The 23,826-nt window shown below is 35.0% G+C and carries 21 protein-coding genes; all 21 read left to right on the plus strand.

Annotation, left to right across the window (positions count from 1 at the left end; all coding sequences use genetic code 11):
• Positions 1 to 50: 50 nt before the first annotated feature.
• On the plus strand, positions 51 to 2,063 hold the full coding sequence (locus ABC346_RS07770) for a TRAP transporter permease (protein WP_413234312.1): 2,013 nt from the start codon (positions 51 to 53) through the stop codon (positions 2,061 to 2,063).
• A 60-nt stretch (positions 2,064 to 2,123) separates the two neighbouring features.
• Positions 2,124 to 3,560, plus strand: coding sequence for an SLC13 family permease (locus ABC346_RS07775; protein WP_413234313.1), 1,437 nt, complete (start codon positions 2,124 to 2,126; stop codon positions 3,558 to 3,560).
• Between the two features lie 254 nt (positions 3,561 to 3,814).
• Entirely contained in the window at positions 3,815 to 4,471 is a 657-nt protein-coding gene (locus tag ABC346_RS07780) for a GntR family transcriptional regulator (protein WP_413234314.1), read from the plus strand.
• A 582-nt stretch (positions 4,472 to 5,053) separates the two neighbouring features.
• Positions 5,054 to 5,887 carry an AhlS family quorum-quenching N-acyl homoserine lactonase gene (gene ahlS, locus ABC346_RS07785; protein ID WP_077597120.1) on the plus strand — a complete coding sequence of 278 codons (834 nt, stop codon included), beginning with the start codon at positions 5,054 to 5,056 and terminating at the stop codon, positions 5,885 to 5,887.
• 99 nt (positions 5,888 to 5,986) lie between these two features.
• Positions 5,987 to 7,432, plus strand: coding sequence for an aldehyde dehydrogenase family protein (locus tag ABC346_RS07790; RefSeq protein ID WP_413234315.1), 1,446 nt, complete (start codon positions 5,987 to 5,989; stop codon positions 7,430 to 7,432).
• A gap of 39 nt (positions 7,433 to 7,471) precedes the next feature.
• Positions 7,472 to 8,596 carry a zinc-dependent alcohol dehydrogenase family protein gene (locus tag ABC346_RS07795; protein WP_413234316.1) on the plus strand — a complete coding sequence of 375 codons (1,125 nt, stop codon included), beginning with the start codon at positions 7,472 to 7,474 and terminating at the stop codon, positions 8,594 to 8,596.
• 549 nt (positions 8,597 to 9,145) lie between these two features.
• Positions 9,146 to 9,499: a lmo0954 family membrane protein gene (locus tag ABC346_RS07800; RefSeq protein WP_413234317.1), complete on the plus strand. Its 354-nt coding sequence runs from the start codon at positions 9,146 to 9,148 to the stop codon at positions 9,497 to 9,499.
• A 26-nt stretch (positions 9,500 to 9,525) separates the two neighbouring features.
• On the plus strand, positions 9,526 to 10,167 hold the full coding sequence (locus ABC346_RS07805) for a PspA/IM30 family protein (protein WP_413234318.1): 642 nt from the start codon (positions 9,526 to 9,528) through the stop codon (positions 10,165 to 10,167).
• A 125-nt stretch (positions 10,168 to 10,292) separates the two neighbouring features.
• On the plus strand, positions 10,293 to 11,021 hold the full coding sequence (gene liaF / locus ABC346_RS07810; protein WP_413234319.1) for a cell wall-active antibiotics response protein LiaF: 729 nt from the start codon (positions 10,293 to 10,295) through the stop codon (positions 11,019 to 11,021).
• Positions 11,018 to 12,070, plus strand: a complete 1,053-nt coding sequence (locus ABC346_RS07815; RefSeq protein WP_413234320.1) for a sensor histidine kinase — start codon at positions 11,018 to 11,020, stop codon at positions 12,068 to 12,070. The genes liaF and ABC346_RS07815 overlap by 4 nt, the downstream gene beginning before the upstream one ends.
• Complete coding sequence (locus ABC346_RS07820; RefSeq protein ID WP_413234321.1) at positions 12,063 to 12,695, plus strand: response regulator; 633 nt, start codon at positions 12,063 to 12,065, stop codon at positions 12,693 to 12,695. The genes ABC346_RS07815 and ABC346_RS07820 overlap by 8 nt, the downstream gene beginning before the upstream one ends.
• A 160-nt stretch (positions 12,696 to 12,855) precedes the next feature.
• On the plus strand, positions 12,856 to 13,782 hold the full coding sequence (gene yhfZ / locus ABC346_RS07825) for a GntR family transcriptional regulator YhfZ (protein ID WP_413234322.1): 927 nt from the start codon (positions 12,856 to 12,858) through the stop codon (positions 13,780 to 13,782).
• Positions 13,783 to 13,803: 21 nt separating this feature from the next.
• Positions 13,804 to 14,679, plus strand: coding sequence for a phosphotriesterase family protein (locus ABC346_RS07830; RefSeq protein WP_413234323.1), 876 nt, complete (start codon positions 13,804 to 13,806; stop codon positions 14,677 to 14,679).
• Positions 14,680 to 14,686: 7 nt separating this feature from the next.
• Positions 14,687 to 15,793: an aminotransferase class V-fold PLP-dependent enzyme gene (locus ABC346_RS07835; RefSeq protein WP_413234324.1), complete on the plus strand. Its 1,107-nt coding sequence runs from the start codon at positions 14,687 to 14,689 to the stop codon at positions 15,791 to 15,793.
• An 18-nt stretch (positions 15,794 to 15,811) separates the two neighbouring features.
• Positions 15,812 to 17,026 (plus strand): phosphopentomutase, encoded by a 1,215-nt coding sequence (locus ABC346_RS07840; RefSeq protein WP_413234325.1) that lies wholly within the window; start codon positions 15,812 to 15,814, stop codon positions 17,024 to 17,026.
• Between the two features lie 14 nt (positions 17,027 to 17,040).
• A complete protein-coding gene (locus tag ABC346_RS07845; protein ID WP_413234326.1) occupies positions 17,041 to 18,201 on the plus strand; it encodes a YhfX family PLP-dependent enzyme in 1,161 nt (386 codons plus the stop codon).
• A 121-nt stretch (positions 18,202 to 18,322) separates the two neighbouring features.
• Positions 18,323 to 19,387, plus strand: a complete 1,065-nt coding sequence (locus ABC346_RS07850) for an amidase (RefSeq protein ID WP_413234327.1) — start codon at positions 18,323 to 18,325, stop codon at positions 19,385 to 19,387.
• 27 nt (positions 19,388 to 19,414) lie between these two features.
• Positions 19,415 to 19,780 (plus strand): PRD domain-containing protein, encoded by a 366-nt coding sequence (locus ABC346_RS07855; protein ID WP_413234328.1) that lies wholly within the window; start codon positions 19,415 to 19,417, stop codon positions 19,778 to 19,780.
• A gap of 13 nt (positions 19,781 to 19,793) precedes the next feature.
• Entirely contained in the window at positions 19,794 to 20,153 is a 360-nt protein-coding gene (locus tag ABC346_RS07860; protein ID WP_413234329.1) for a DUF2620 domain-containing protein, read from the plus strand.
• An 18-nt stretch (positions 20,154 to 20,171) separates the two neighbouring features.
• Positions 20,172 to 21,464 carry a YhfT family protein gene (locus ABC346_RS07865; RefSeq protein ID WP_413234330.1) on the plus strand — a complete coding sequence of 431 codons (1,293 nt, stop codon included), beginning with the start codon at positions 20,172 to 20,174 and terminating at the stop codon, positions 21,462 to 21,464.
• Positions 21,465 to 21,861: 397 nt separating this feature from the next.
• Positions 21,862 to 23,715, plus strand: a complete 1,854-nt coding sequence (locus tag ABC346_RS07870) for an exo-beta-N-acetylmuramidase NamZ family protein (protein ID WP_413234331.1) — start codon at positions 21,862 to 21,864, stop codon at positions 23,713 to 23,715.
• The last annotated feature ends 111 nt before the right edge of the window (positions 23,716 to 23,826 follow it).

Raw genomic sequence — 23,826 nt, forward strand, 5'->3', positions numbered from 1 at the left:
GACAGGGGATCGTAGTTATTTTTCAGCATGTAAACAGGGAGGGGAATCATATGTCTCAACAAAAAAACAATGTTGCAAGAGAGCAAACGGAACATACGGATGAAATTGAAAATAAAAAAATAGATACGAGAATTACAGAGGATGAATTAGAATCTTCTCCTCAGATAAGAGATTTGAAGGGTGCTTTCCGCTATATATTTATGGCTATAGCTGTCATAGGAGCACTTTTTCACTTATATATTCTTAACTTTAATCCAATTGACCCGTGGGTATTTAGAAGTACCCATTTGGCATTTGGTACAGTGCTTGCTTTAATGCTTTATAAAGGGTGGAAGACCAAATCAAATAGAGTGACCATTATAGATTGGGTACTTATTGCAATCGCTATTTTTATAGCTTTATATATTTATATAAATCTGGAACAGTTAGTTTTTCGGTTTGGTGTAGCACCAACGACGATGGATTTTATTGTTTCCTTTCTTGGTTTATTGTTGGTTCTGGAAATAACTCGTCGGTCAAGTGGTTGGATTTTGCCAATATTGGCGTTTATTTTTATCCTTTATTCATTTGCGGGGCCGTATTTACCAGGTATCTTAAATCATAATGGTTATTCTCTAGAGCGATTTGTCACTTATGTATATGGGTTGGACGGTGTTTTTGGTGTTACTACAGATGTATCTTCCAAATATATTATCCTATTTATTATATTTGGTGCATTCTTGCAAATGTCCGGAGTTGGTCAATATTTTATTGATGTTGCCTTCAGGATAGCCGGCGGTTTAAGAGGCGGTCCGGCAAAAGTTGCAGTTGTTTCCTCTGGTCTAATGGGAATGATCAACGGAACCTCTGCAGGTAATGTTGTTGCAACCGGTTCATTGACGATTCCATTGATGAAAAAAACAGGTTACCGACCAATGTTTGCTGCAGCAACTGAAGCAACAGCATCATCAGGTGGACAGTTACTACCGCCAATTATGGGAGCGGGAGCATTCCTGATGGCGGAAATTACTGGTATCCCTTACTCCGAAATTATTATAGCTGCAACGATCCCGGCTATTTTATATTTTGTTTCTGTTTATTTTATGGTTGATTTTCAAGCTATTAAGAGTGGTATGGTTGGTTTATCTCGTGACCGTCTACCAAACTTGAAGAAATTGCTAAAGAAATTTTACTTATTTGCACCGGTTGTTTTGCTGATTTATTTGCTTGTTAGTGGGTTTTCCGTAATTTTTGCGGGTACAGCAGGGATCATTGCTTGTTTTATACTAAGTTTGTTTAATAAAGAGACACGAATGGGCTTAAATAAGGTATTAGAGGCATTGGAATTGGGGATGAAAAATGCTATTCAGCTTATTGCCATTGTTGCTACAGCAGGGATTATTGTTGGGGTAATTGCATTAACAGGTATTGGTCAGCGTTTTAGTTCAATGCTGCTTACCATTGCGGATAACAATTTAATCATTGCACTAATTTTTGCAATGTTAATTTCTATTATTCTTGGGATGGGTATGCCAACGACTGCTGCTTATGCGGTTGCAGCCTCTGTTATTGCACCTGGATTGGTTAATATAGGAATTGATCCTATAATTGCGCACATGTTTGTTTTTTATTATGCAGTTATTTCAGCAATTACGCCACCAGTAGCACTAGCTGCCTTTGCAGCAGCAGGTATATCCGGAACAAATCCAATGAAAACTAGTGTGCAGGCCTTCAAAATTGGTCTTGCGGCATTTATCGTGCCGTTTATGTTTTTCTTCAGTCCGGAATTATTACTAGAAAGTGGAACAGTAGCGGAAATTATTTTAGCAGTAATCACAGCACTGATTGGAGTATACTTGCTATCGGCGTCCGTACAAGGATGGATTTTCGGGAAAATTGCTAGCTGGTATAGCCGGATTATCGTTTTGCTAGCTGCAATTATGTTTATGCTCTCTGGTATTAAAACAGATATTATTGGGGTTGTCATGGTAGTTGCAGTTTTAGTAATTCAAAAGTTTTTAAATAAATCTGAACCGCCCAATCAATCTATGATAGAAAGCGCTAGTACAGAATCTCCGCTTTAGCAAGTTTTACTTTATAGCTTATTCGAGAAGGTTAAACAAACTAGATAAAGAAGGCTGCTTATGTTATTTAATTTTATTCATTCATTCAAGCGTTTGAAGCTGTCCGGAAAAATGATTACGTTTTTAATTTCTACAGCTATTTTCGTTGGATTATTAATCTGGTTGCCTGAAGATATTCCTTGGTCTGCAAAAGCCACAATCAGTATTATGATATATGGTATTTTACTTTGGGCTTTTGAATCGCTGCCTCTGGGCATGACCTCTGTTTTTATGATGATATTATTATTGTTTTTACATGCTGTTCCTATTGATGTGGTATTAAGCGGTTTTGGTTCTCCAGCTGTATTTCTGATAGTAGCAGGAATGATGATTGCTAAAGGAGTAAATGAGACTCCATTAATGAATAGAATCACCTATATGCTTTTTGCTAAATGGGGTTCATCGGCAAAAGGTATATTTATAGGGGTGTTTTTACTTATGCAATTACAGGCATTTTTTATTCCGGCAACTGCTGTGCGATCTTCGTTGATAGTACCTGTTGTTCTATCTGTACTTCAATCAGTGGGGGCAAAAAAAGGAAGTAATTTTAGCAAACTTATGTTGGTAGGAACAGCATATGCGGGAAATATTAGCGGGACAGCAATTTTAACAGCGGCTATTGGTAATATATTAACGATAGAGATTTTACAATTATATGTAGGCAAATCTTTATCTTACCTAGATTGGTTTGTGTATGCTTTTCCTGTTTGGATATTATTAATTGTGGTAATCCCATATATTGTATGGAAATGTTTCCCTCCTGAAGATTTTTCTTTTAACATTCTCCATAAACAAATGAAACAGAAAAAGGAAGACTTGGGAGGGTTAAGTAACTCAGAATTAAAATGTATAATCATTCTATCGACTACTGTTTTATTATGGATGACACAACCAATACATGGGTACCATCCCACTGTTCCCGCTCTATTGGCTGTCGTACTAATGGCTTTGCCGAGAATTGGTTTTGTAAAATGGAAAAAAATCGTTAGTGTCAACTTCGATTTGGTCTTATTAATTGGTGCGACTTTATCATTAGGATTTGCATTAATTGAGTCAGGTGCCATTGAACTTCTAGAAGAACTTATTACCTCTGAAAATCTAATAAATATATTCGCTAACCCATGGCTTGCAATACTTATGGTTATTTTAATATCACAAATTTATCATCTGGGGGTTACAAATGTTTCTACTGCAGTAGTGACATTACTTCCTGTACTAATTAGTTTGTCACTACAGGCTGGAATTGACCCAGTGGTAGTAAGTTTTACTTCTGCAATAACGATATTATTCGGATATCTATTAATCGTAGAGACTATGCCAAATGTAGTAGTTCATGGAACGGGAATGATAAATCAACGAGACTTCTATTTACCTGGGTTACTATCCACTATTGCGAGCACCATTATAACCTTGTTTGTTGCATTTACTTGGTGGAGGTGGTTGGGATTTTGGCCATAATTTGTTAGGGAATATAAGGTTTTGTTTAATTTCACTAAGCAGATTGATTAAGAAAAATACTCCAATGTCTTGTTTTAAGAATCATAATATATTTGGTGTCTACTTCAATCCTAGATGGCAACGAATATTATATATTTAACAATTTGTTTTAAAATGTATCGTAATATTTTTATCGTGAATCCTTTTAATTAAACAGTACGTTCGCTATAATTATTGTATAAAATATCCAGATTTATTAGAATGGGGAAAATATTATGGCTGATGAGATGAATTTAAGAATTGGCGATAGAGAAATGTTACATAATCGTGTTTGTAGCGTCTTAAGAGAAGCTATATTGAAAGGTGATTTTAAACCTGGAGAAAGATTAGTTCAAACAGAGCTAGCTAATCAAATCGGTGTAAGTCGTATGCCAATAAGAGAGGCATTGCGAACACTAGAATTAGAGGGACTTATCGTAATGCAGCCACATAAGGGAGCGATCGTTCGTGAAATAAAAAAGGAAGATATTCAAGAAATATATGAACTTCGCTCGGTTCTAGAACCAATGGCATTGAAGAAAAGTATGGAGCAATTTAAACAGACAGATATAGAAGAGCTATCGGCGCTTCATCAAACAATGCTGCAAACTGAGTCAGATCAGAAGTATGTAGAATATAATGCAAATTTCCATGATATACTAGTTAGTCGTTGTAAGAGCTCTCGTTTATTAAGTTTCATAGAAGCGGTTTTAAATGGATTTGCTCTTGATACTCCACAAATCATTCCAGGTCAAGTTCAAAAATCGAATAAGGAACATGGAGTTATATTAGAAGCAATTGTCGAAAGAGATGCTGACAAAGCCTCAGAATTACTTGCTCAACATATCCAGCGAACTGGTGTGGAATTACTTCAGACATTAGAAAAAAAGTAAATAAATTTATTGTAAATAAAAAACGCACATAGTTTTGTGACATGCTCCCTTATAGGTAGAAAGATTAAAAAGTAAAAACCTGACGACTTATGGGGGAAGGATATCAACTGTAACTGTGTGTGTTTTAAATTATTTTCATTTTTTCGTATTCTTTTTGTATGGTTTAAATTTTGTCTATTCAATTCAATTTATAATAATAAAAATATTTACAAAATAATGAATATACATTACAATAAATTGTATCCAGTTATACAGTATCCAGAAATTTTATTAATAAAATGTAAGCGCTTTACTAAAATGAATATGGATCAATCGTAAGTTATATATACAGAGAAAAAAGTATCATTTAAATAAATTGAATATTTCGTTTATAAAATGTAAACAAGGAAGGTTGATTAAAAAAAGCACCATGTTAATGAAGGGTGTGTGCAGAGTTTACATTGGATGAAATAAAGCTATCATTAGCTCAGCAAGAGAAGTAGCAAGGGGGTCGATTGTTATGGGAGATGTATAACGTATTTCATTTTAGCAGTGATTAGATTTAGATGAGCTAAATAAAATTATAAATATGGAGGTAAACAAATGATTAAACCAAAGTTGTATGTATTGGATACAGGAACAATGAAGATGGATAAAAACTATATGATTGCCATGCATAATCCAGCGAATATAGATAATCCTAACCCGCCTGCAGAATTTGTTGAATTTCCTGTATATGCTGTATTAATTGATCATCCTGAAGGGAAAATCCTTTTTGATACTGGTTGCAATCCAGAAGGTATGGGGGAAGGCGGTCGTTGGCCAGAAGGAACTCAAAAGATGTTCCCTTCGTTCCAAGATGAATCTTGTTATTTGATTAATCGGTTAGAACAACTAAATACGAGACCAGAAGATATTAAGTATGTTGTTGCTTCCCACTTACATCTAGATCATGCTGGATGTTTAGAATTATTTACAAACGCTACTATTATTGTTCATGATACAGAGCTTTCTAATACTATGAAGCAGTATGCGATGACAAAAGATATGGGTGCCTATATTTGGGCAGATGTTAATGCGTGGATAACAAATGATTTGAAATGGAAAACAGTGATGCCGCATGAAGATGAATTAGAACTTGCTCAAGGAGTGAAGATTCTTAACTTCGGTCCTGGTCATGCTTGGGGGTTACTTGGATTACACATAGAATTGCCAGGTGAGGGAGGGATTATACTAGCTTCTGATGCTGTATATACATCAGAAAGCTATGGTCCACCGGTAAAGATGCCTGGAATTATATATGATTCTATTGGCTATTTAAATGCAGTGGAAAAGATTAAAAAGTATGCAGAGCGCACCGATTCTCAGGTTTGGTTTGGACATGATTCGGAACAATTCAGAAAGTTTATCAAATCAACTGAAGGGTTTTATGAGTAATAGTTCAAGATAACAGATTAGTCTCATGACATCTTAATTAGAATAGTCATGAGACTCTTCTATAATAAAGTAAGTTCACTAAACGGAGGTTTGGTCTACATGATTGATGTAAACGGTCATTACTTTGGTTCGGTAATTAATGGAGAAGAGCGAAAAGGTGAAAGAAAAAATTTAGATGTAATTAATCCATATAATAATGAAGTAATTGGAAAAATATCATGTGCAACAAAAGAAGATGTTCATGATGCAGTAGATACTGCTCACTATACTTTTAAGAATACGATGAGAAGGATGCCTGCCCATGAGAGAGCGAATATATTGCGGAAAACTGCTGGACTATTAGAAGAGCAGTCTGAAAAATTTGCTAGAATGTTAACGTTAGAGGCAGGTAAACCAATACGTGAAAGTAGAGGTGAAGTAGAACGCGCTGTTCAAGTTTTAAGGTTTGCATCGGAAGGAGCAAAGTCAATTTATGGTGAACAAATTCCTATGGATAGCGCAGTAGGTGGAGAGGATCAAATTGGTATAACGAAGCGAATTCCTGTGGGTGTTGTAGCGGCAATTACACCATTTAATTTTCCATTAAATCTTGTACTTCATAAAGTTGCTCCAGCGATAGCAGTAGGAAATACCATTGTTCTCAAACCTGCAGAAAAAACACCACTATCTTCTGTACTACTATATCAATTATTTGAAGAAGCAGGACTTCCAAATGGTGTTTTCAATATAGTTATGGGGCCTGGGAAAGACCTTGTAGAACCACTTATAACACATCAATACGTAAAAAAAGTTACTTTTACTGGAAGTGGTGCAGTAGGATGGAAGATAAACGAAATCGCTAAACGGAAGAAGGTAACGCTTGAATTAGGATCAAACGCTCCTAATATTATTTTCGAAGCTGGAGATATGGATATTGCTGTTCGTTCAATTATTATGGGAGGGTATACATATGCAGGCCAAGCATGTGTTTCTGCCCAACGTATCTATGTTCAGGAAAGCATATATGATTCGTTTTTAGAGAAGTTTACTACAGAAGTAGAGGCCTTAAAAATTGGAGACCCGCTTGAAGAATCAACAGAGATGGGGCCAATGATTACCGAGGAAGCAGCAATACGTGCTCAATCATGGATTGAAGAAGCAATTGATCAAGGAGCAACATTAGTGACCGGTGGGAAACGTAAAGGAGCGTTATTAGAACCAACTGTAATAGCTAATGTGCTACCTGAAATGAAAGTTGTTTGTGCAGAAGTATTTGCACCGATTGTTAGCATTATGTCATTTTCCACAGAGAAGGAAGTAATTGAACATGCAAATGCTACTGATTTTGGACTGCATGCAGGTGTTTTTACTTCGGATATTAACCAAGCAATACGTGTAGCAGACGCAATCGAAACTGGTGGTGTTTGGATTAATGAAGTGTCTGTACGCCGCTATGATCATATCCCATATGGTGGTGTAAAAAATAGCGGTATTGGAAAAGAAGGGGTTAAATATGCTATGGAAGAAATGTTGGATACAAAATTTATTGGAATCAAACTTTATTAACAAAACAAATAAAGTCAGATTATGGAGGAGTGAGTACGAATGAAAGTGAAAACAGCAGTTTTACGAACTTCAGGAGCTAATTTGCCATATAGAGAGAGTAAACCAATTAAGATTGAATCGCTAGAATTAGATGCCCCAGAGCATGGAGAAGTACTTATTCAAATTAAAGCTGCAAGTCTGTGTCACTCAGATTTATCCGTTATTAATGGAAGTAGACCACGACCACTTCCTATGGCTCTTGGTCATGAGGCTGCAGGTGTTGTTGTAGAAGTTGGTGAAGGGATTACAGATTTAGAACCAGGTGATCATATTGTATGTGTCTTTGTCCCAAGTTGTGGACATTGTCTTCCGTGTAAGGAAGGACGCCCTGCATTATGTGAACCAGGAGCTGAATCAAATACAGCTGGAACATTAATTAATGGAGGCATTAGACTACATGCTGATAGAGAAGCTGTTAATCATCATGTTGGTGTATCAGCCTTTTCAGAATATGCAGTGGTTTCTAGGAACTCAATTATAAAAGTTGAAAAGGATATTCCTTTTGAAAAACTTGCATTATTTGGTTGTGCCGTTATTACTGGCGTCGGTGCCGTTGTTAATACTGCTAATGTAAAGCTTGGTAGTACCGTTGCGATTGTTGGGTTAGGTGGTATCGGACTAAGTGCGTTGCTTGGAGCAGTAGCAGCAGGAGCCTCCCGAATTATAGCAGTCGATATTAATGAAGCTAAATTAAAACAAGCGAAGGAACTAGGAGCTACCGATGTGTTTGATTCCAAAGATAAAAACGTAATAGAACAAATAAAAGAATCAACCAATGGTGGCGTAAACTATGCATTTGAAACGGCAGGAGCAGTACCAGCAATGGAAGTCGCCTATGGCATAACTAAACGTGGTGGGACTACTGTGACCACTGGTTTGCCACATCCAGAGCATCAATTTTCATTTCCATATGTGACATTAACTGCTGAGGAGAAGACGTTAAAAGGTTCTTACGTTGGAAGCTGTGTACCAGATAGGGATATTCCTCGTTACATGAATTTATTTAAACAAAATCGACTGCCTGTTGATAAATTGATGACAGATTTTATATCATTAGATGAGATAAATGAAGGATTTGATAAATTGGCTAAAGGAGATTCGTCGAGGATTATTATTAAGATGTAAATAATATAATATGAGTTATAGACAAAGTAAAGGAGCTCGGGTTAAAAAGCCTGAGCTCTTTTTAGTGTGGTATGCCATGTTAAGGGTTCCAGAAAACATATCCATTTTTTAGTAGAACGGTATAAATCCAAACCAGGACAGAAATGCCTTGAGATACAATTTGACCCGTTCTCTAAAACCCAAAAAAACTTTGGAAATCCAAAAAAGTAGTGAATAGAAGCGCTCTATAAACCAAAACAGCAATAGAAATCCAAAAAAATAGTTAATAGACCAGACCCATTCTTAATCACTGGGGTTGTCAATTAAATACTTTAACACACGATCTTCTAGATGGTCTTGACCAAGCAATTGATTCATCACCATCGCTCAATATCTTATGTAATGCTTCATCAATCGATCAAAGTCATTTTTTTCTAACATTGCATAAAAAGTAGATAGTTTAGCCCCATATACATCTTAAGTCTTAGTAAAAGATATTTCTCAAGCTCATTATCGGGGAACGGTATAGTCGGTAAGATAAAGATACGATAACGAAAGGAGGAAAACGGAATGAAAAAATTTATGTTATTTCTCGGTGGGATGGTTGCATTATTTATCTTGCTTGTCAATCTCGGTCCGATGGTATTACTAGCAATCAGTGTAGGGCTACTTTATCTATGCTTTAAGAAATTCATCCAGACGGACTCCACAGCTGCTAAAGTTGGTTGGGTGATTCTAGGATTAGTTGTTCTAAGCATTACTTTTTCAAACATTTATGCGGTGATTGGATTAGCAGCAGCCTATGCGCTTTACCTCATATATAAAAACTGGAATTCAGCAGATAGTGATATCGTCGATGAAGTAAAAGGAAAAGATGATCCATTTACCAACTTTGAAAGACAGTGGGCAGATTTAAATAAATAAAAATAAAATTAAAAGGAGAGATTTTTATGACAACGAATATTTTTACACGAATTAAGGACTCGGTTTCTGCAGATCTACACATGATGATGGATAAAAAGGAACAAAAGAATCCAATTGCGGCATTAAACCATTATCTACGTCAAAGTGAGCAAGAGAAGGAAAAAGTAAGAAAGCTTATTGATCGTCAGTACAAATTAAAGGAAGAATTTACACGCGAATACATGAAAGCACAAGACCTTGCAGATAAACGATTAAAACAGGCGAGTATTGCTGACCGTGCACAGGAAGAAGAGATGCATGAATTTGCTTTGAAAGAGTATGAAGAATACCAAGGTCGCGCTGATCGCATGAAGGCATCAAGAGAAGAAGCGATGAACCAACTAGAAGATTTAGAACAAAAATACGAAGAAATGAAGCACCGCTTAAAAGATATGCATTTGCGCAGAATGGAATTAATGGGGCGTGAGAATATCGCAAAAGCGAATCATCAGATTAACCGCGTGGTTACAGACTCAGCAGAAAAACCTTACTCCAAGTTTGAAGAAATGGAACAATATATTGAAAACCTAGAGTATAGAGTAAATAGTTCCTACTATCAAAGTACGTTCGATAATAAGATTGCAGCACTTGAGAAAAAATTAGAACAAAAAGAAAATGAAGCAAAATAGACCTTAGGTAGATTGTAAAATTACATGATATACTAATACAGGCGTAATTACTTTGCGCCTGTATTTATTACATAATATAATGAACAAAAGCCTTTAAACAAACCAAAAAGAGAGGAGAATGGCAGATGTTCAAACAACTCAGCACGAAATATTTTAACTGGATATTGATCATCGGAGCGATTCTCTTTGTTTTTGAAATTATATTTTTTCACGGTGGATCCTTGTTCTCTGCATTAATTGCGGGATTCTTCGTGTATTTTAGTTGGAAAAGGTTGCACAGCTTATGGTGGAAAATAGTATTTGCGATTTCTTTAATTAGTTTCACCTTTTCATTTTTTAACTTATTGGCAATACGTTTCTTCATTGTCGCTGCGATTGTCTTTTTCATTTTGAATTATATTAAATCAACACAAGAACCAAGTAAGGAAACACCGGAATTTCCGGGGAAAGATTACGAGCGAGAAACGATGACCCATGTAGAACCTTTATTTGATGAACGTTTTTTTGATGATTATCGAACAGAAGAAACCGCTTATCAGTGGAAGGATGTCAACATGCATGGCATTTTCGGTGATCGTATTATTGATCTAAGTAATACCGTATTACCGAATGATACAGCTGTAATATCTATCCGCCACCTCATCGGTAATATTGAAATATACGTTCCTTATGAAGTTGAGGTCAGTATTCACCATAGTTCTGTTTTTGGAAGAGCATCGATACTTGGAGAGTATCATCAAAGGTTAATGAATAAATCTATTCATTATGAAACCGAGTCCTACAGTGAAACGTATCCAAGAGTGAAAATCATTACCTCAATATTTTCTGGAGACATTGAGGTGAAACGCGTATGAATACAATTATTCGATATGTCCTTTTGTCGATTGCCTGCAGTGTTTTCTTAGGATTTTCATTTGTCGTAATGACGTTTTTAACTTTTTCCTTAAATGATTCTATCGGGTGGAGTGCATTATTGGAAGCGAGAATAGGAGATGTATCTTTCTTATTAACATTATTCGCTTTAACGATTATCTTCGGTACAGTCATTGGTACGATTATTGGCTGGTACTGGAAAGAGAACCTGAAACAAATTGAAAAAATGTTAACCGGAATCATACAAGGGGATAGACATCCTGAAAAAGAAGAAATTCCAAAAGAAATGTACACTATTTCGAATCGCATGAATCAACTTCAAGAGAAATTAAGAATTCAAACAGAACAGGCTCAGCGGATTGCGACAGAGAGAGCGAATGAACGGGAACAGAGTTTACAAGAAGTGGTTGTACAGGAAAGAAATCGACTTGCAAGAGAATTACACGATTCGGTAAGTCAACAACTTTTTGCTGCTTCGATGATGATGTCAGCAATTAATGAAGCGGGAACTTCTGAAGATGAAACATTAAACAAGCAATTAAATATGGTAGAAAACATGATTCACCAATCACAGCTCGAAATGCGTGCATTACTATTGCATTTGCGACCTGTAGCATTAAAAGGAAAGTCATTACAAGAGGGAGTCGAAGAGCTTCTACATGAATTAACGCAAAAAGTACCATTAGAAATTGATGCAAAAGTAGAGGATTTTAATACAGATAAAGGTGTGGAAGATCAGCTATTTCGTATTTTCCAAGAGTCGATATCGAATACGTTACGTCACGCGAAAGCAACTACGCTAACTGTTCTACTAATTGAGCGAGATCAAAATATAATTTTACGTGTATCAGATGATGGTATTGGATTTCAAACAGAAGATGTCAAAACAAGCTCTTATGGAATGCAAAATATGCGTGAACGAGCATACGAAGTTGGCGGTACATTCAAGGTTATAAGTGTTCCGAATGAAGGAACACGGTTGGAAGTAAAAGTCCCTATCTTAAGAAAGGAAGATGCAACCAATGATTAAAGTTTTATTTGTCGATGATCATGAAATGGTACGAATTGGCGTATCTGCATATCTTTCTTCACAACCAGATATTGATGTAATAGCAGAGGCAGATGATGGTACGCAGGCTGTAGATCTTGCATTAGATTTACGCCCAGACATTATTTTAATGGATCTTGTCATGAAAGAAATGGACGGAATTCAGGCAACGGAAAAGATAATTGAAGCCTGGCCAGAAGCTAAAATTATCATTGTAACGAGCTTCTTAGATGACGAAAAAGTTTATCCTGCATTAGAAGCAGGAGCGACAAGCTATATGTTAAAAACATCGAAAGCAAGTGAAATTGCGAAAGCCATTCGTTCTACGTATGAAGGGCAGTCCATTTTGGAGCCAGAAGTAACTGGGAAAATCATGAATCGCATGCGTGCTGGTCAGGATACTGCGCTTCACGAGCAATTAACTGAACGAGAAAAAGAAATTTTATTATTGATGACAAAAGGGAAATCAAATCAAGAAATTGCGAATGAATTGTATATTGCTTTAAAAACAGTAAAAGTACATGTGAGCAATATTCTAGGGAAGTTAGAAGTGCATGATCGTACACAGGCTGTTATTTATGCATTTCAGAATAAGTTGGTGGAGTAGTGTAAAAAACTGAGACAAGGGAAAAAATATTCGTGTCTCAGTTTTTAGTTATAGCTTGTAACTTACTGATGTTTTAATTTATAAAATCATTGATTAAATATCTATATATGCTTATACTTGTAATATACGAAAAATAGTATATTGATTTGAGGGTAAAATTATGTGGGAACAGTTATATTCAAAGAACGGATTGACAGCAAAAAATATAGCAAAAGAACTTCTGAAGTTAGAAGTAGGTAGTAAGATTCCTCGAGTAACGGACTATAGTGGGAAATTATCTATAGGTAGAGGAACAGTACAAATTGCTCTTAGTCTACTAGAAGAGTTGAAAGCAATTCGACTTGAGGCTAGAGGACATTTAGGCACTTATCTAATAGATAAAGATGATGAATTACTAGAACAAATCGCAGGAATTGCTCCAATGATTGGATTTATGCCATTACCCTATTCTAGAAAATACGAAGGCTTAGCAACTGGAATTGTGGAGGCGTTTGAATTAAAAGGTAAGAAGATTAATTTATCTTATATGCGCGGGGGACTGAATCGAATTGAGGCTGTTCGAACAAAACGATGTGATTTTTCTATTGTGTCTAAGATGACAGCAGATAACATTTTGACTACATACCCTAATTTAAAAGTTATAAAAGAACTGGGAGTAAACAGTTATGTTTCACAACATAGAATTTTCCTCGCTGATCAAAGTGAAACTTCAATTCGTGAAGGAATGCGAGTAGGGGTCGATATGGATTCACCTGACCAAAAAGAATTAACTTTCCACGAATTTAAAGATGTAGAAGTGGAATATGTACACGTTAATTATATGCAATTATTAGATATGCTAGATTCACAACAATTGGATGCTGCTGTTTGGAGCATAGATGATAAGCGTCTTAGAAAAACATTTAAATCAATAGACTTTCAATCATCTATGGCAAAGGAACTTGCTGAAGACACCACTAAAGCAGTTATTATAATTGATCGTGATAGAGAAGAAGAGATCATGGATAAATGGGGGTATGTTGATATTCAAGATATACTCATGATTCAGCAACAAGTGGAGTTAGGTGAAAAAATCCCTAGATATTAGAAGGGAGAGGTGGGAATTACGTTGTTAGTAGATGGGATTACTTATATGCATGAACATACGACCATTGATTTATCAGAAGTTAAAAATAGCGAAGATTGTAACTTAGATATACTTGAAGAGACTGTTAATGAATACAAAAAATTATACGACAAAGGTGTTCGAAACATTATTGATGTAACTAATTTTGGTATGGGCAGAAATATACCTTATGTTCAAAAAGTAGCTGAAGAAAGTGGTATTAATATTGTTTGTTCAATAGGATTTTATCAGGAGACATTTTATCCGATACAAGTGTTCAGAGAAACAAAAGAACAATTAGCTGAAAGAATGATTAAAGATATATATGAAGGAATAAAAGGAACAGATATTAAAGCAGGAATTATTGGGGAAATTGGTACGAGTCATAATAAGTGGACAGAGACAGAAAGAAAAGTATTTGAGGCCGTAATAATTGCGCATAGAGAAACAGGTACACCTATTACTACTCATACCACTCTAGGAACATTAGGACATGAACAAGTAGCATTCTTTAAGAAAAAAGATGTTAACTTAAATCGTGTAATTATTGGGCATGTAGATCTTACTGGAGATAGTGATTATATTTTTCATATGTTAGATGAAGGCGCTTACGTAGAATTTGATACAATCGGGAAGGAAAACTATATGTCTGATAAAACAAGGGCGAATATATTAAAAGAAATTCAAGATAAGGGTTTTATTAATCAAGTATTTTTATCGATGGATATCACTAGAAAATCCCACTTAGAATATCAAAATGGAATTGGCTATTCTTACTTATTAGATCAGTTTGTACCACTACTTGAACAAACTGGTGTAACCGAAGCATCGATTGAAAAATTGCTAATTAAAAACCCGATGGACTTTATGAAAGGGTGAATAGCGAATGGTTCAAATAAGTCCTTTAAACAGTATTTCTCTCGAGGAGGCACAAGAAGCTCAGTTTAGATTAGTTGATACGATTACAAAACATTTTAATGGTAATGATATTCTTTCCACTGGTGACTTAGGTGTACGAAAAGAATTTAATAAACCTTCCTATACGAAAAAGATAGAAGATATCTTAGCAGATTATTTCCAAGTTGAGTGCGCGAAATTAGTAAGAGGTGCGGGTACTGGAGCTTTAAGATTTGGATTTATGAGTTTTTTAAAACCAAATGATAAATTATTAATACATAGCGCCCCTGTATATCCAACAAGTAAAACTACATTAGATGCTATGGGTATAAATCTTATAGAAGTAGATTTCCATAATCAACAACAAGTAGAGTCTACTATTCTAAATAATTCAGATTTAAAAGGCGTGTTAATTCAACATACACGACAGAAAATAGATGATAGTTATGACTTTGCTCAATTAATTCATGTTATTCAATCGATTAATTCTTCTTTAACAATTATTACAGATGATAATTATGCTGCAATGAAAGTCAATAAAGTTGGTGCACAATTAGGTGCAGATTTATCAACATTTTCTTTGTTTAAATTACTCGGACCTGAAGGGGTAGGACTAGTACTGGGAAAAACAGAGTTAATAGACGAAATCGAAGCTTTTAATTATTCTGGTGGAAGTCAAGTGCAGGGATATGAAGCTCTCGAAGCATTAAGAGGACTTATTTATGCACCTGTAATGTTAGCTATTCAAGCAAACGTTAATGAACAATTAGTAAATCAACTGAACGATGGAATTATATCTAATGTTAAAAGAGCATTTCTCGCTAATGCGCAATCAAAAGTTCTTATAGTAGAACTAGATAGACCTATTGCAGAAAGAGTATTACATTATGCAACAGCGTTAGGTGCTGCCCCTCATCCAATTGGTGCAGAATCCAAATATGAATTTGTACCAATGTTTTATAAGGTATCAGGAACATTCTTAAAAGCAAACCCAGAATTGAAAAAAACGATGATACGAATTAATCCTTTACGAAGTGGCCCAGATACTATTTTAAGAATACTTTCTTTGTCTATAGAAAGAGCTATGAGAGATTAAGGAAAGGAGAGGTTTCTCTTGGGAAAAAGAGTTATTATCATCATTCTGGATAGTTTAGGTGTAGGTTATATGGAGGATGCCAAAGAATATCATCCTCAAGATATTGGAGCAAATACGTTTTTACACATTATTGATAAGGTACCATCCATACAGATTCCTACTTTTGAAAGACTGGGGATAAACCATATCATAAATCATCCTTTACTAAAGAAGTCAAGAGATATTCTTGCTAGCTATGGTACGTTGAATTTAATGCACAACGGAGCTGATAGTTTTGAAGGACATAATGAAATTATGGGTTCAAAACCGAAAAAAACATATCTTGCACCGTTTATAGAAAATATGGAGGAAGTAAAAGAAGCATTAGTAAGCAGAGGGTATAGAGTAAAGATACCGGAAATTGATTTACCTTATTTATTAGTTAATGATTGTGTGATTGTTGCAGATAATATAGAAACGGATTATGGTCAAATTTATAATGTTACGGCACCACTTGACTATATTTCATTTGATGATGTGTTAGATATAGGTAATTGTGTAAGGGAAAATGTAAAGGTCAATCGAGTAATTGCGTTGGGGGGAGAGAATGTTAGCTTCCAGCATATACAAAATTCTATTGAAAAAAGAGAAGATGGTCTAATAGGTGTTAACTCTCCTAAATCTAATGTATATAAACAAGGTTATCAAGTGAGGCACCTAGGGTTTGGAATTTCTCCTAACTATCAATTACCAACTCTAGCAAAAAACGCTGGTTTTGAAGTATCACTTGTTGGTAAAATGCAAGATGTTATCTACTGTGAAGCAGCTTCTAAGTATCCAGGTGTAGATACAAAACAAGTAATGGAAAATATAATTATAGAAGTCGATAGTATGGAAAAAGGTGTAATTGCTGCTACAGTACAAGAAACTGACCTAGCAGGTCATGCTCAAAATCCAGAACGATATGCAGATCGTATTGAAGTAGTTGATCGATATTTACCTGAAATTATAAGTAAAATGACAAGTGAAGATTTATTAATTTTGAGTGCGGATCATGGAAATGACCCTACGATTGGTCACAATCAACATACGAGAGAAAAAACGTATTTATTGGCCTATCAAAAAGAATCTGTACCAATTAATATAGGAGAAAGAGAAACATTATCTGATATTGCCGCAACTTGTGCAGATTTCCTTAATTTAGAAGGAACGGAAAATGGAACATCATTTCTTTCTTTAATGAAAAGAAAATAGGAAGGAGATTACCTATGTTTTTGGATACAACGATGAATAACAATAGAAAATTAGTAAACACAGCAATACATTTACATCAACAAGGTACAATCCCCCCAAATACGTATGTAATAGATTTAGACATGGTAAGACAAAATACAGCTTATCTATGTAGAGAAGCCAAAAAACAGGATATTGAACTATTCTTTATGACCAAACAATTTGGAAGAAATGAACTTATTTCGAAGGCCATAATGGAATCTGGGATAACAAAAGCAGTAGCTGTTGACCCATGGGAAGCAGTACAATTATATCAATATGGAGTAGACATAGGACATGTTGGACATTTAGTACAAATTCCTAAGAGAATGATTCATAAAATTCTAGAAATAGAACCAGATTATATAACGGTTTTTAGTTATGAAAATGCATTAAATATTAGTAAAGGTGCTGTGCAGTTAAATAAACAACAAAAGATATTATTGCGTATAGCGAATATAAATGATTATATGTTTGATGGACAAATTGGGGGTTTTACATTAGAAAGTTTGATTCAAGATATTGACAAAATACGTGAGTTAAAAGGAATTGAAGTTGGAGGAGTAACTAGTTTTCCATGTGTATTAATCAAGGATGGAACTCCAATAGTAACATCAAACGTTCTAACGATGGAGAAGGCTAGAAATATATTGTTGAGTAGAGGTATAGAGAATGTCGAAATGAATATGCCTAGTGCTTCATCTACAGCCACCTTAGGATTATTAAAAAAGTACGGGGCGACCCAAGCTGAGCCAGGACATGCAATTACTGGTACTACTCCATTACATGAGAAGGGTGGGCTCTCTGAAAAGCCAGCTATGGTTTATGTTACAGAAGTTTCCCACCTTTATAATCACAAATCATATGTATTTGGAGGTGGATTTTATTCTAGGTCTCATATGAAACAAGCGTTAGTAGCAAGCCAAAATGGGAAAATAAAAAAAGTACCTATTATGGAAGCTGATCCAACCAATATTGATTACTATGGTGCATTAAATACAAACAAAGTAAATGTTGGAGATTCGGTGATTTATGCCTTTCGTACCCAAATTTTTAAAACAAATAGTTTAGTAGCTATTGTACAAAATTTAGATTCAAATCCAGAGCTGCTAGGACTTTATGATTCTACTGGAAACAGTATATCTTATTCATTATAATGTTTTTTTGTTTTATAACAATATTTCGACAAATGTTGTTGAAACAATTACTTTTAAAAACTATAATTACAATATACAATATTTTGTACAAAAGCATAAATATTCATAACGGGGGGATTAAGTGCAATCTTTGTCAAGTAGAATACGCTTAGCTGAAAGAGAATTCCAGCGATCAGTTATAGAAATTAATCCATTTATTATGAAAGAAGTTAAAGAGAAAAGTAGAGAATTGATGTGTTTTGGGGTGAAAGATACAAATCAAATACCAGAATCATATATAAAAAGATTACAACAAGATATGAGGTTTGCTTGGTTAACTATTGATAAATCATCAAATATGGGTAGAGCAATTGATACTGACTTAATTAATCCATTAACATATAAAGTTATGACAGGATCAACTAGCGGCGGTCCAATAAATATTTTAAAAGGTATAAATGATTTTGCATTGGGTACGGATGGCGGTGGATCAGTACTAGGTCCAGCGATGAGTTGTCAATTACCATCGATTATAGGAGCAGGCACGAATTTACTTGTAAAATCTACTAAAGTTTCTACCGACCAACTAGAATTTAAGGGAAGTATTGGTGTAATAGCTAAACGAGTATCTATACTCAAAAAAGTTATGGAGTGTATGTTAGACCAGAAGTTACATTCAAAAAATGAAACCTTAAAGATTATTATTCCTAAAAAAGATTCTCTAATAAGACCTGATGGCATAGATATGCATGAGAAGTTAATAGAACAAATAAGTATGATCAATGAAAAGTATCAAATTGTTGAAGTCGATATGAATGGGGTTGATGATAGAAAGACTGGAATTGATTTAATTAACATGTGTTTCCATGACAATAACGCTGATTTAGTAATAACTTTTGAAGGTCCAATAGATATTTATGGATACGGTGAGACTATTCCTCAGGCTTTTGGAGAAACAGGAAAAAGTTTAACTAGAAATCACGGTAAATATCTGTTGAGAGCTGCTAATATGGCTGGAACAACAGCGGTAACAGTTCCTTCTAATATCTTGGCAAGCGGATTCGTTATTATTGCTAAGAAAGGTATAGCTAACTGTGGGAAAGCTCTAGCAATGGCAAATCAACTTGAAAAAACGATTAACTTACCAGAAGTTTGGCGTAGATACTATCTAGATCACGGTCAGCAATTTTCTGGTTTAAGCTTTTAGTTAGTCTTTAAAAACGGGGGATTAGTAATGAATATGCAAGATTACAAAGAAAGACTACAACTTCTAATTGAAAAAGGTATTATATCTACACCAGCTTATAGTGTAGCCCTAGAATCTTTCGAACAAGTGATGGATTTAGTTAACAAAAACGATATTGATCAGTCTGAAATGCTGTTTACTCACTTACCTATGGCCTTGACACGAATTGAAAAAGGTGAACAAGTTGAAAAACCAACAGCGGAATTGATGGCAGAAATTGAACAATCTATTCATTATGAACTAGCTAAAAGACAAATTACATTTATTGAGGATAAATGGGGGGATTCAATACCGGAGGGTGAAAGAGAGTACCTTTATATGCATTATGTAACAGTTTTTAATACAAATTTATAAGGAGGAATTTTTAATGAAAATTGTAATTGGTGGACAAGTGGAGAAAAAGGAAATAGAAGCGTTGATTAGAGATATTGATACAAATATTGAAACCGTTATCAAATCTGATTTAGATGCTGCAATGGAAGTGAAATCGGGTAATTCCGACTTTTATTTAGGAGCATGCCATACGGGAGGCGGTGGAGCTTTGGCGATGGCAATCGCAATGCTTGGGAGGAATCAATGCGAAACCGTTTCTATGCCAGGTAGGAAACCTAATGAAAAAAAAGTTGTAGAAGCGGTTCAAAACGGAAAAAAAGCTTTTGGCTTTACTGGTGATCATGTGGAAACTGCAGTTCCGATGATTATTAAAGCGTTAAAAGCAAACGAATAAAAAATAGGGGGGAGAAATATGGAAACTTTATTTATTATACTTATTGGCGCAGTTGCTGCCATATTAGCGAATAGAAATATAGCTGTTTTTAATGACGGTTTAAGACCAATTGTATCAGAACATATAGATGGTGGACTAAAGCGTAGAGAACTTGGTTTAACAGCATTTGCAATGAGTTTTGGTTTAGTGATAGGTTTTGGTATACCTTTTACATTATCAGCTAGTATAATCTTAATTCATAGCATTTTACTTGGAACAGATATTATTGGACTGGTCACTCCAAAAAATAAATGGGGAACTCCAGTAGCTGCTATAGTTGGTGGATTATATGGATGGGGCATTCTTACTGGACTTGAGGGTTTTGTTAAATTATTTGAACACCTACCAGTTAACTTTATTGAACCACTTGGAGAGGTTGGTACGCCAGTTGTTGTTACATTTATGGCCTTTCCTGCACTTGCAGTTGCTATGCAATTTAGTATTAAGAAAGGTATATTAACCTTTGCTGTTGCTGCTTTAGTAAGACAACTTGCTGTATTCGTAAATGAACAAGGATTACTTACTATCGGAGATAATGTTATTTCGTTAAATCAAGAAGGTATGGCATTAATTGTAGGGATGATTTTCTTATTTACTTATGCTATGAGTGAAAAGGCAGGAGAAGGCTCTGCTGTAGATTTAGCCTCTGTATTTAGCGAAAAAGTATTACGTATTAAGAAAAATGTAGTTTACTTTATGATTATAGGTGCTCTAATCGCTGGAGCGACGAATCTTTTACTTATGGCAGGTGATCCAATTTCTCTAAACTTACTTGCTGAAGGAAAACAAGCTGATGCTGGAATAGCTGCAGCAGCAAGGGCGATTGGGTTTATACCATTAGTGGCAAGCACAGCAATTGCTACTGGTGTTTATAGTCCTGTGGGGTTTACTTTGATTTTCGTAGTTGGTTTGTTTTCACCCAATGTTTGGATTGCAGTTGCTATAGGTGCTGTAGTAATACTTGCTGAAGTAATGTTGTTAAGCTATATTGCTAAGTTCTTAGATAAGTATCCAGGGGTACGTAATTCTGGGGAAAATATTCGAAGTGCTATGACAAAATTATTGGAAGTTGCATTATTAATTGGTGGCGCTAATGCTGCCAATGTAATTGCACCTGGATTTGGATTTTTCTTTATCGCAGGATTCTATCTTTTAAATGAAGTTGCTGGACGACCAATTGTACGGATGGCAATAGGACCTGTGGGAGCAATAGCGGTAGGAATTATTGTAAATATTTTAGTAATACTGGGGATAATGAATATACCTCAATAAAATAAGTTAGTTAAAAAAAGATAATGCTAATTAGAGAAATTAGTCTTGACAAATTATGTAATTTTCTGTAAATTATAATCGTAAACTATTTCCACTATTTAGTAATTATATAATAAAGGTTGTTTTAAGAAGCAATATTTACAAGCGTATCTATAGAAGTACACTTGATAAATATTGCTTTTTTTAAATTTATTGAGATTGTAAGCCTAAAAGTTTTATTAAGCGGAAATCATGTAGAAAACTTTTTCTGGGGAAGGAGTGGATATTCAATTTATTGATAAGCGGTAAAGGGTTATAGAAAGAAAGTTGATTTATGTGCAGTAAAGTCAGTTGTTGAAAAACGGAAAAGAATATATAGCGATAAACCAAGATGAATTAAAATCAAGGAGTGATTCTGATGAAATTCATAAAAATTGTTATGGTAGCTGTTACTTTTCTCATAATCATGACTTATCTTATGTCAACTTCAAATGCGGATGAAAATACTACTGATGGAAAAGAGCAAAAGAAAGACAAAGTCACTCCTGGAATTGAAGAATTTCTAGGAAATCATATTGATTGGGTAAAAGGCAAAAAAGTAGGATTAATCACCAATCCAACAGGTGTAGATCGTAATCTAATTAGCGATATTGATTTGTTGTACAACCATCCAGATATTGATTTGACAGCATTGTTTGGTCCCGAACATGGGATAAGAGGTGATCAAGAAGCAGGAGAATTTATAGAGTCCTATATTGATGAAGAGACTGGATTACCTGTATATAGTTTATATGGTCCGACTTGGAAGCCTACGGAAGAAATGTTAGAAGATGTTGATGTACTTTTATTTGATATTCAGGATATTAGCTCGAATGTGTACACATACATTTATACACTTGGGTTTGCGATGGAATCAGCAGTGAAATTTGATAAAGAACTTATCGTATTAGATCGTCCAAATCCAATTGGTGGACAAAGAGTAGAAGGTCCTTTGCGTTCAGAAGAAACAGTTAGTTTTATGGGGAGATTTCTCTTACCTGTAAGACATGGAATGACAGTTGGTGAACTGGCTACAATGTGGAATCATGAATACAGTATGGGTGTGAATTTAAGAGTTGCTGAAGTAAAGGGCTGGGAACGATCAATGTACTTTGAGGATACTGGACTTCCTTGGGTCATGACTTCACCAAATATACCAACGATAGAATCGGCATATTTGTATGCTGGGACGGAATTACTCGATGATACGACATTGTCTACCGGTTTAGGTACAACAAAACCATTTGAACTAGTCGGAGCTCCTTGGGTGAATGGGACAGAACTTGCAGAAGAAATGAATAATAGAGGAATTCCTGGGGTGAAGTTTAGATCGGCATATTATACTCCGATGTTTGGAACTTATGAAGGAGAATTGCTCGGCGGAGTGCAAGTGCATATAGATAATCCAGCGGAAATTGATTTAGTGTCACTAGGGCTTCATCTCGTTGATGCCATGCGTGACCAGAATCCAGATGAATTTGAAATAACCTCCAGTTATGCGAATTTAATCGGCAATCAAGATGTTCCAGAAATGATTTTAAATGATGTACCAGTTGAAGAAATTATTGAATCTTGGCAAGGAGAACTGAATACCTGGGTAACGGATGTGCGGAATAATTACTTATTATATAGACCATTTCCTGATGGTACAGAACCATATGAAGAAGCTGGAACATTAGGTATCCTACCTCTAGATATTAACATATCGGTAGGAGAGTCCGTACAACTAAATGTAAAAGGATACGATGAAAACAAAGAAAGAATAGATATATTACCTGAAGATATTGATTGGGAAGTATCCGGTGATATTGGCTATATTGAGAGTGGATTTTTCCATGCAACCAGTGAAGGTACAGGGGAAATAATAGGTATGTATGGGGATTTGACAGCATCTCGAAAAGTGAAAGTCTCTACAACAGAAATTGATAATATACGGTATGGTGTTCACTCTACCTATTCTCGCATTGTTTTTGACTTGAATAAAACAACTGATAACTATGTAGTGGAAGAGTCTCCTGGAAAATTAATAGTGAAGATCCCTTTTGGAGAAATTGGTAAAGAGTTAGAAGCTGATGGAGGAACAATTATGATTAATAATAGCCCGGTTGTGAATAACATCAAGTATTATATAGAAAACAATGAATTTATAGGTGAACTAAATTTAAAAGTTGATCAAGTTAACTATGATTTACCAGGGTTTTCAAATAGAATTGTAGTAGATATTAAACATTAATAGACAGAGGTTAAAATAGTCCACACCTAAAAAAGCGTGGACTATTTTATTTGTACTTATCTATATTTGTGAAATGAGTAAAATGAAATACCTTAAATACATATTAATGGA

Source organism: Oceanobacillus phoenicis (assembly GCF_047238145.1).
Lineage (GTDB): Bacteria > Bacillota > Bacilli > Bacillales > Amphibacillaceae > Oceanobacillus.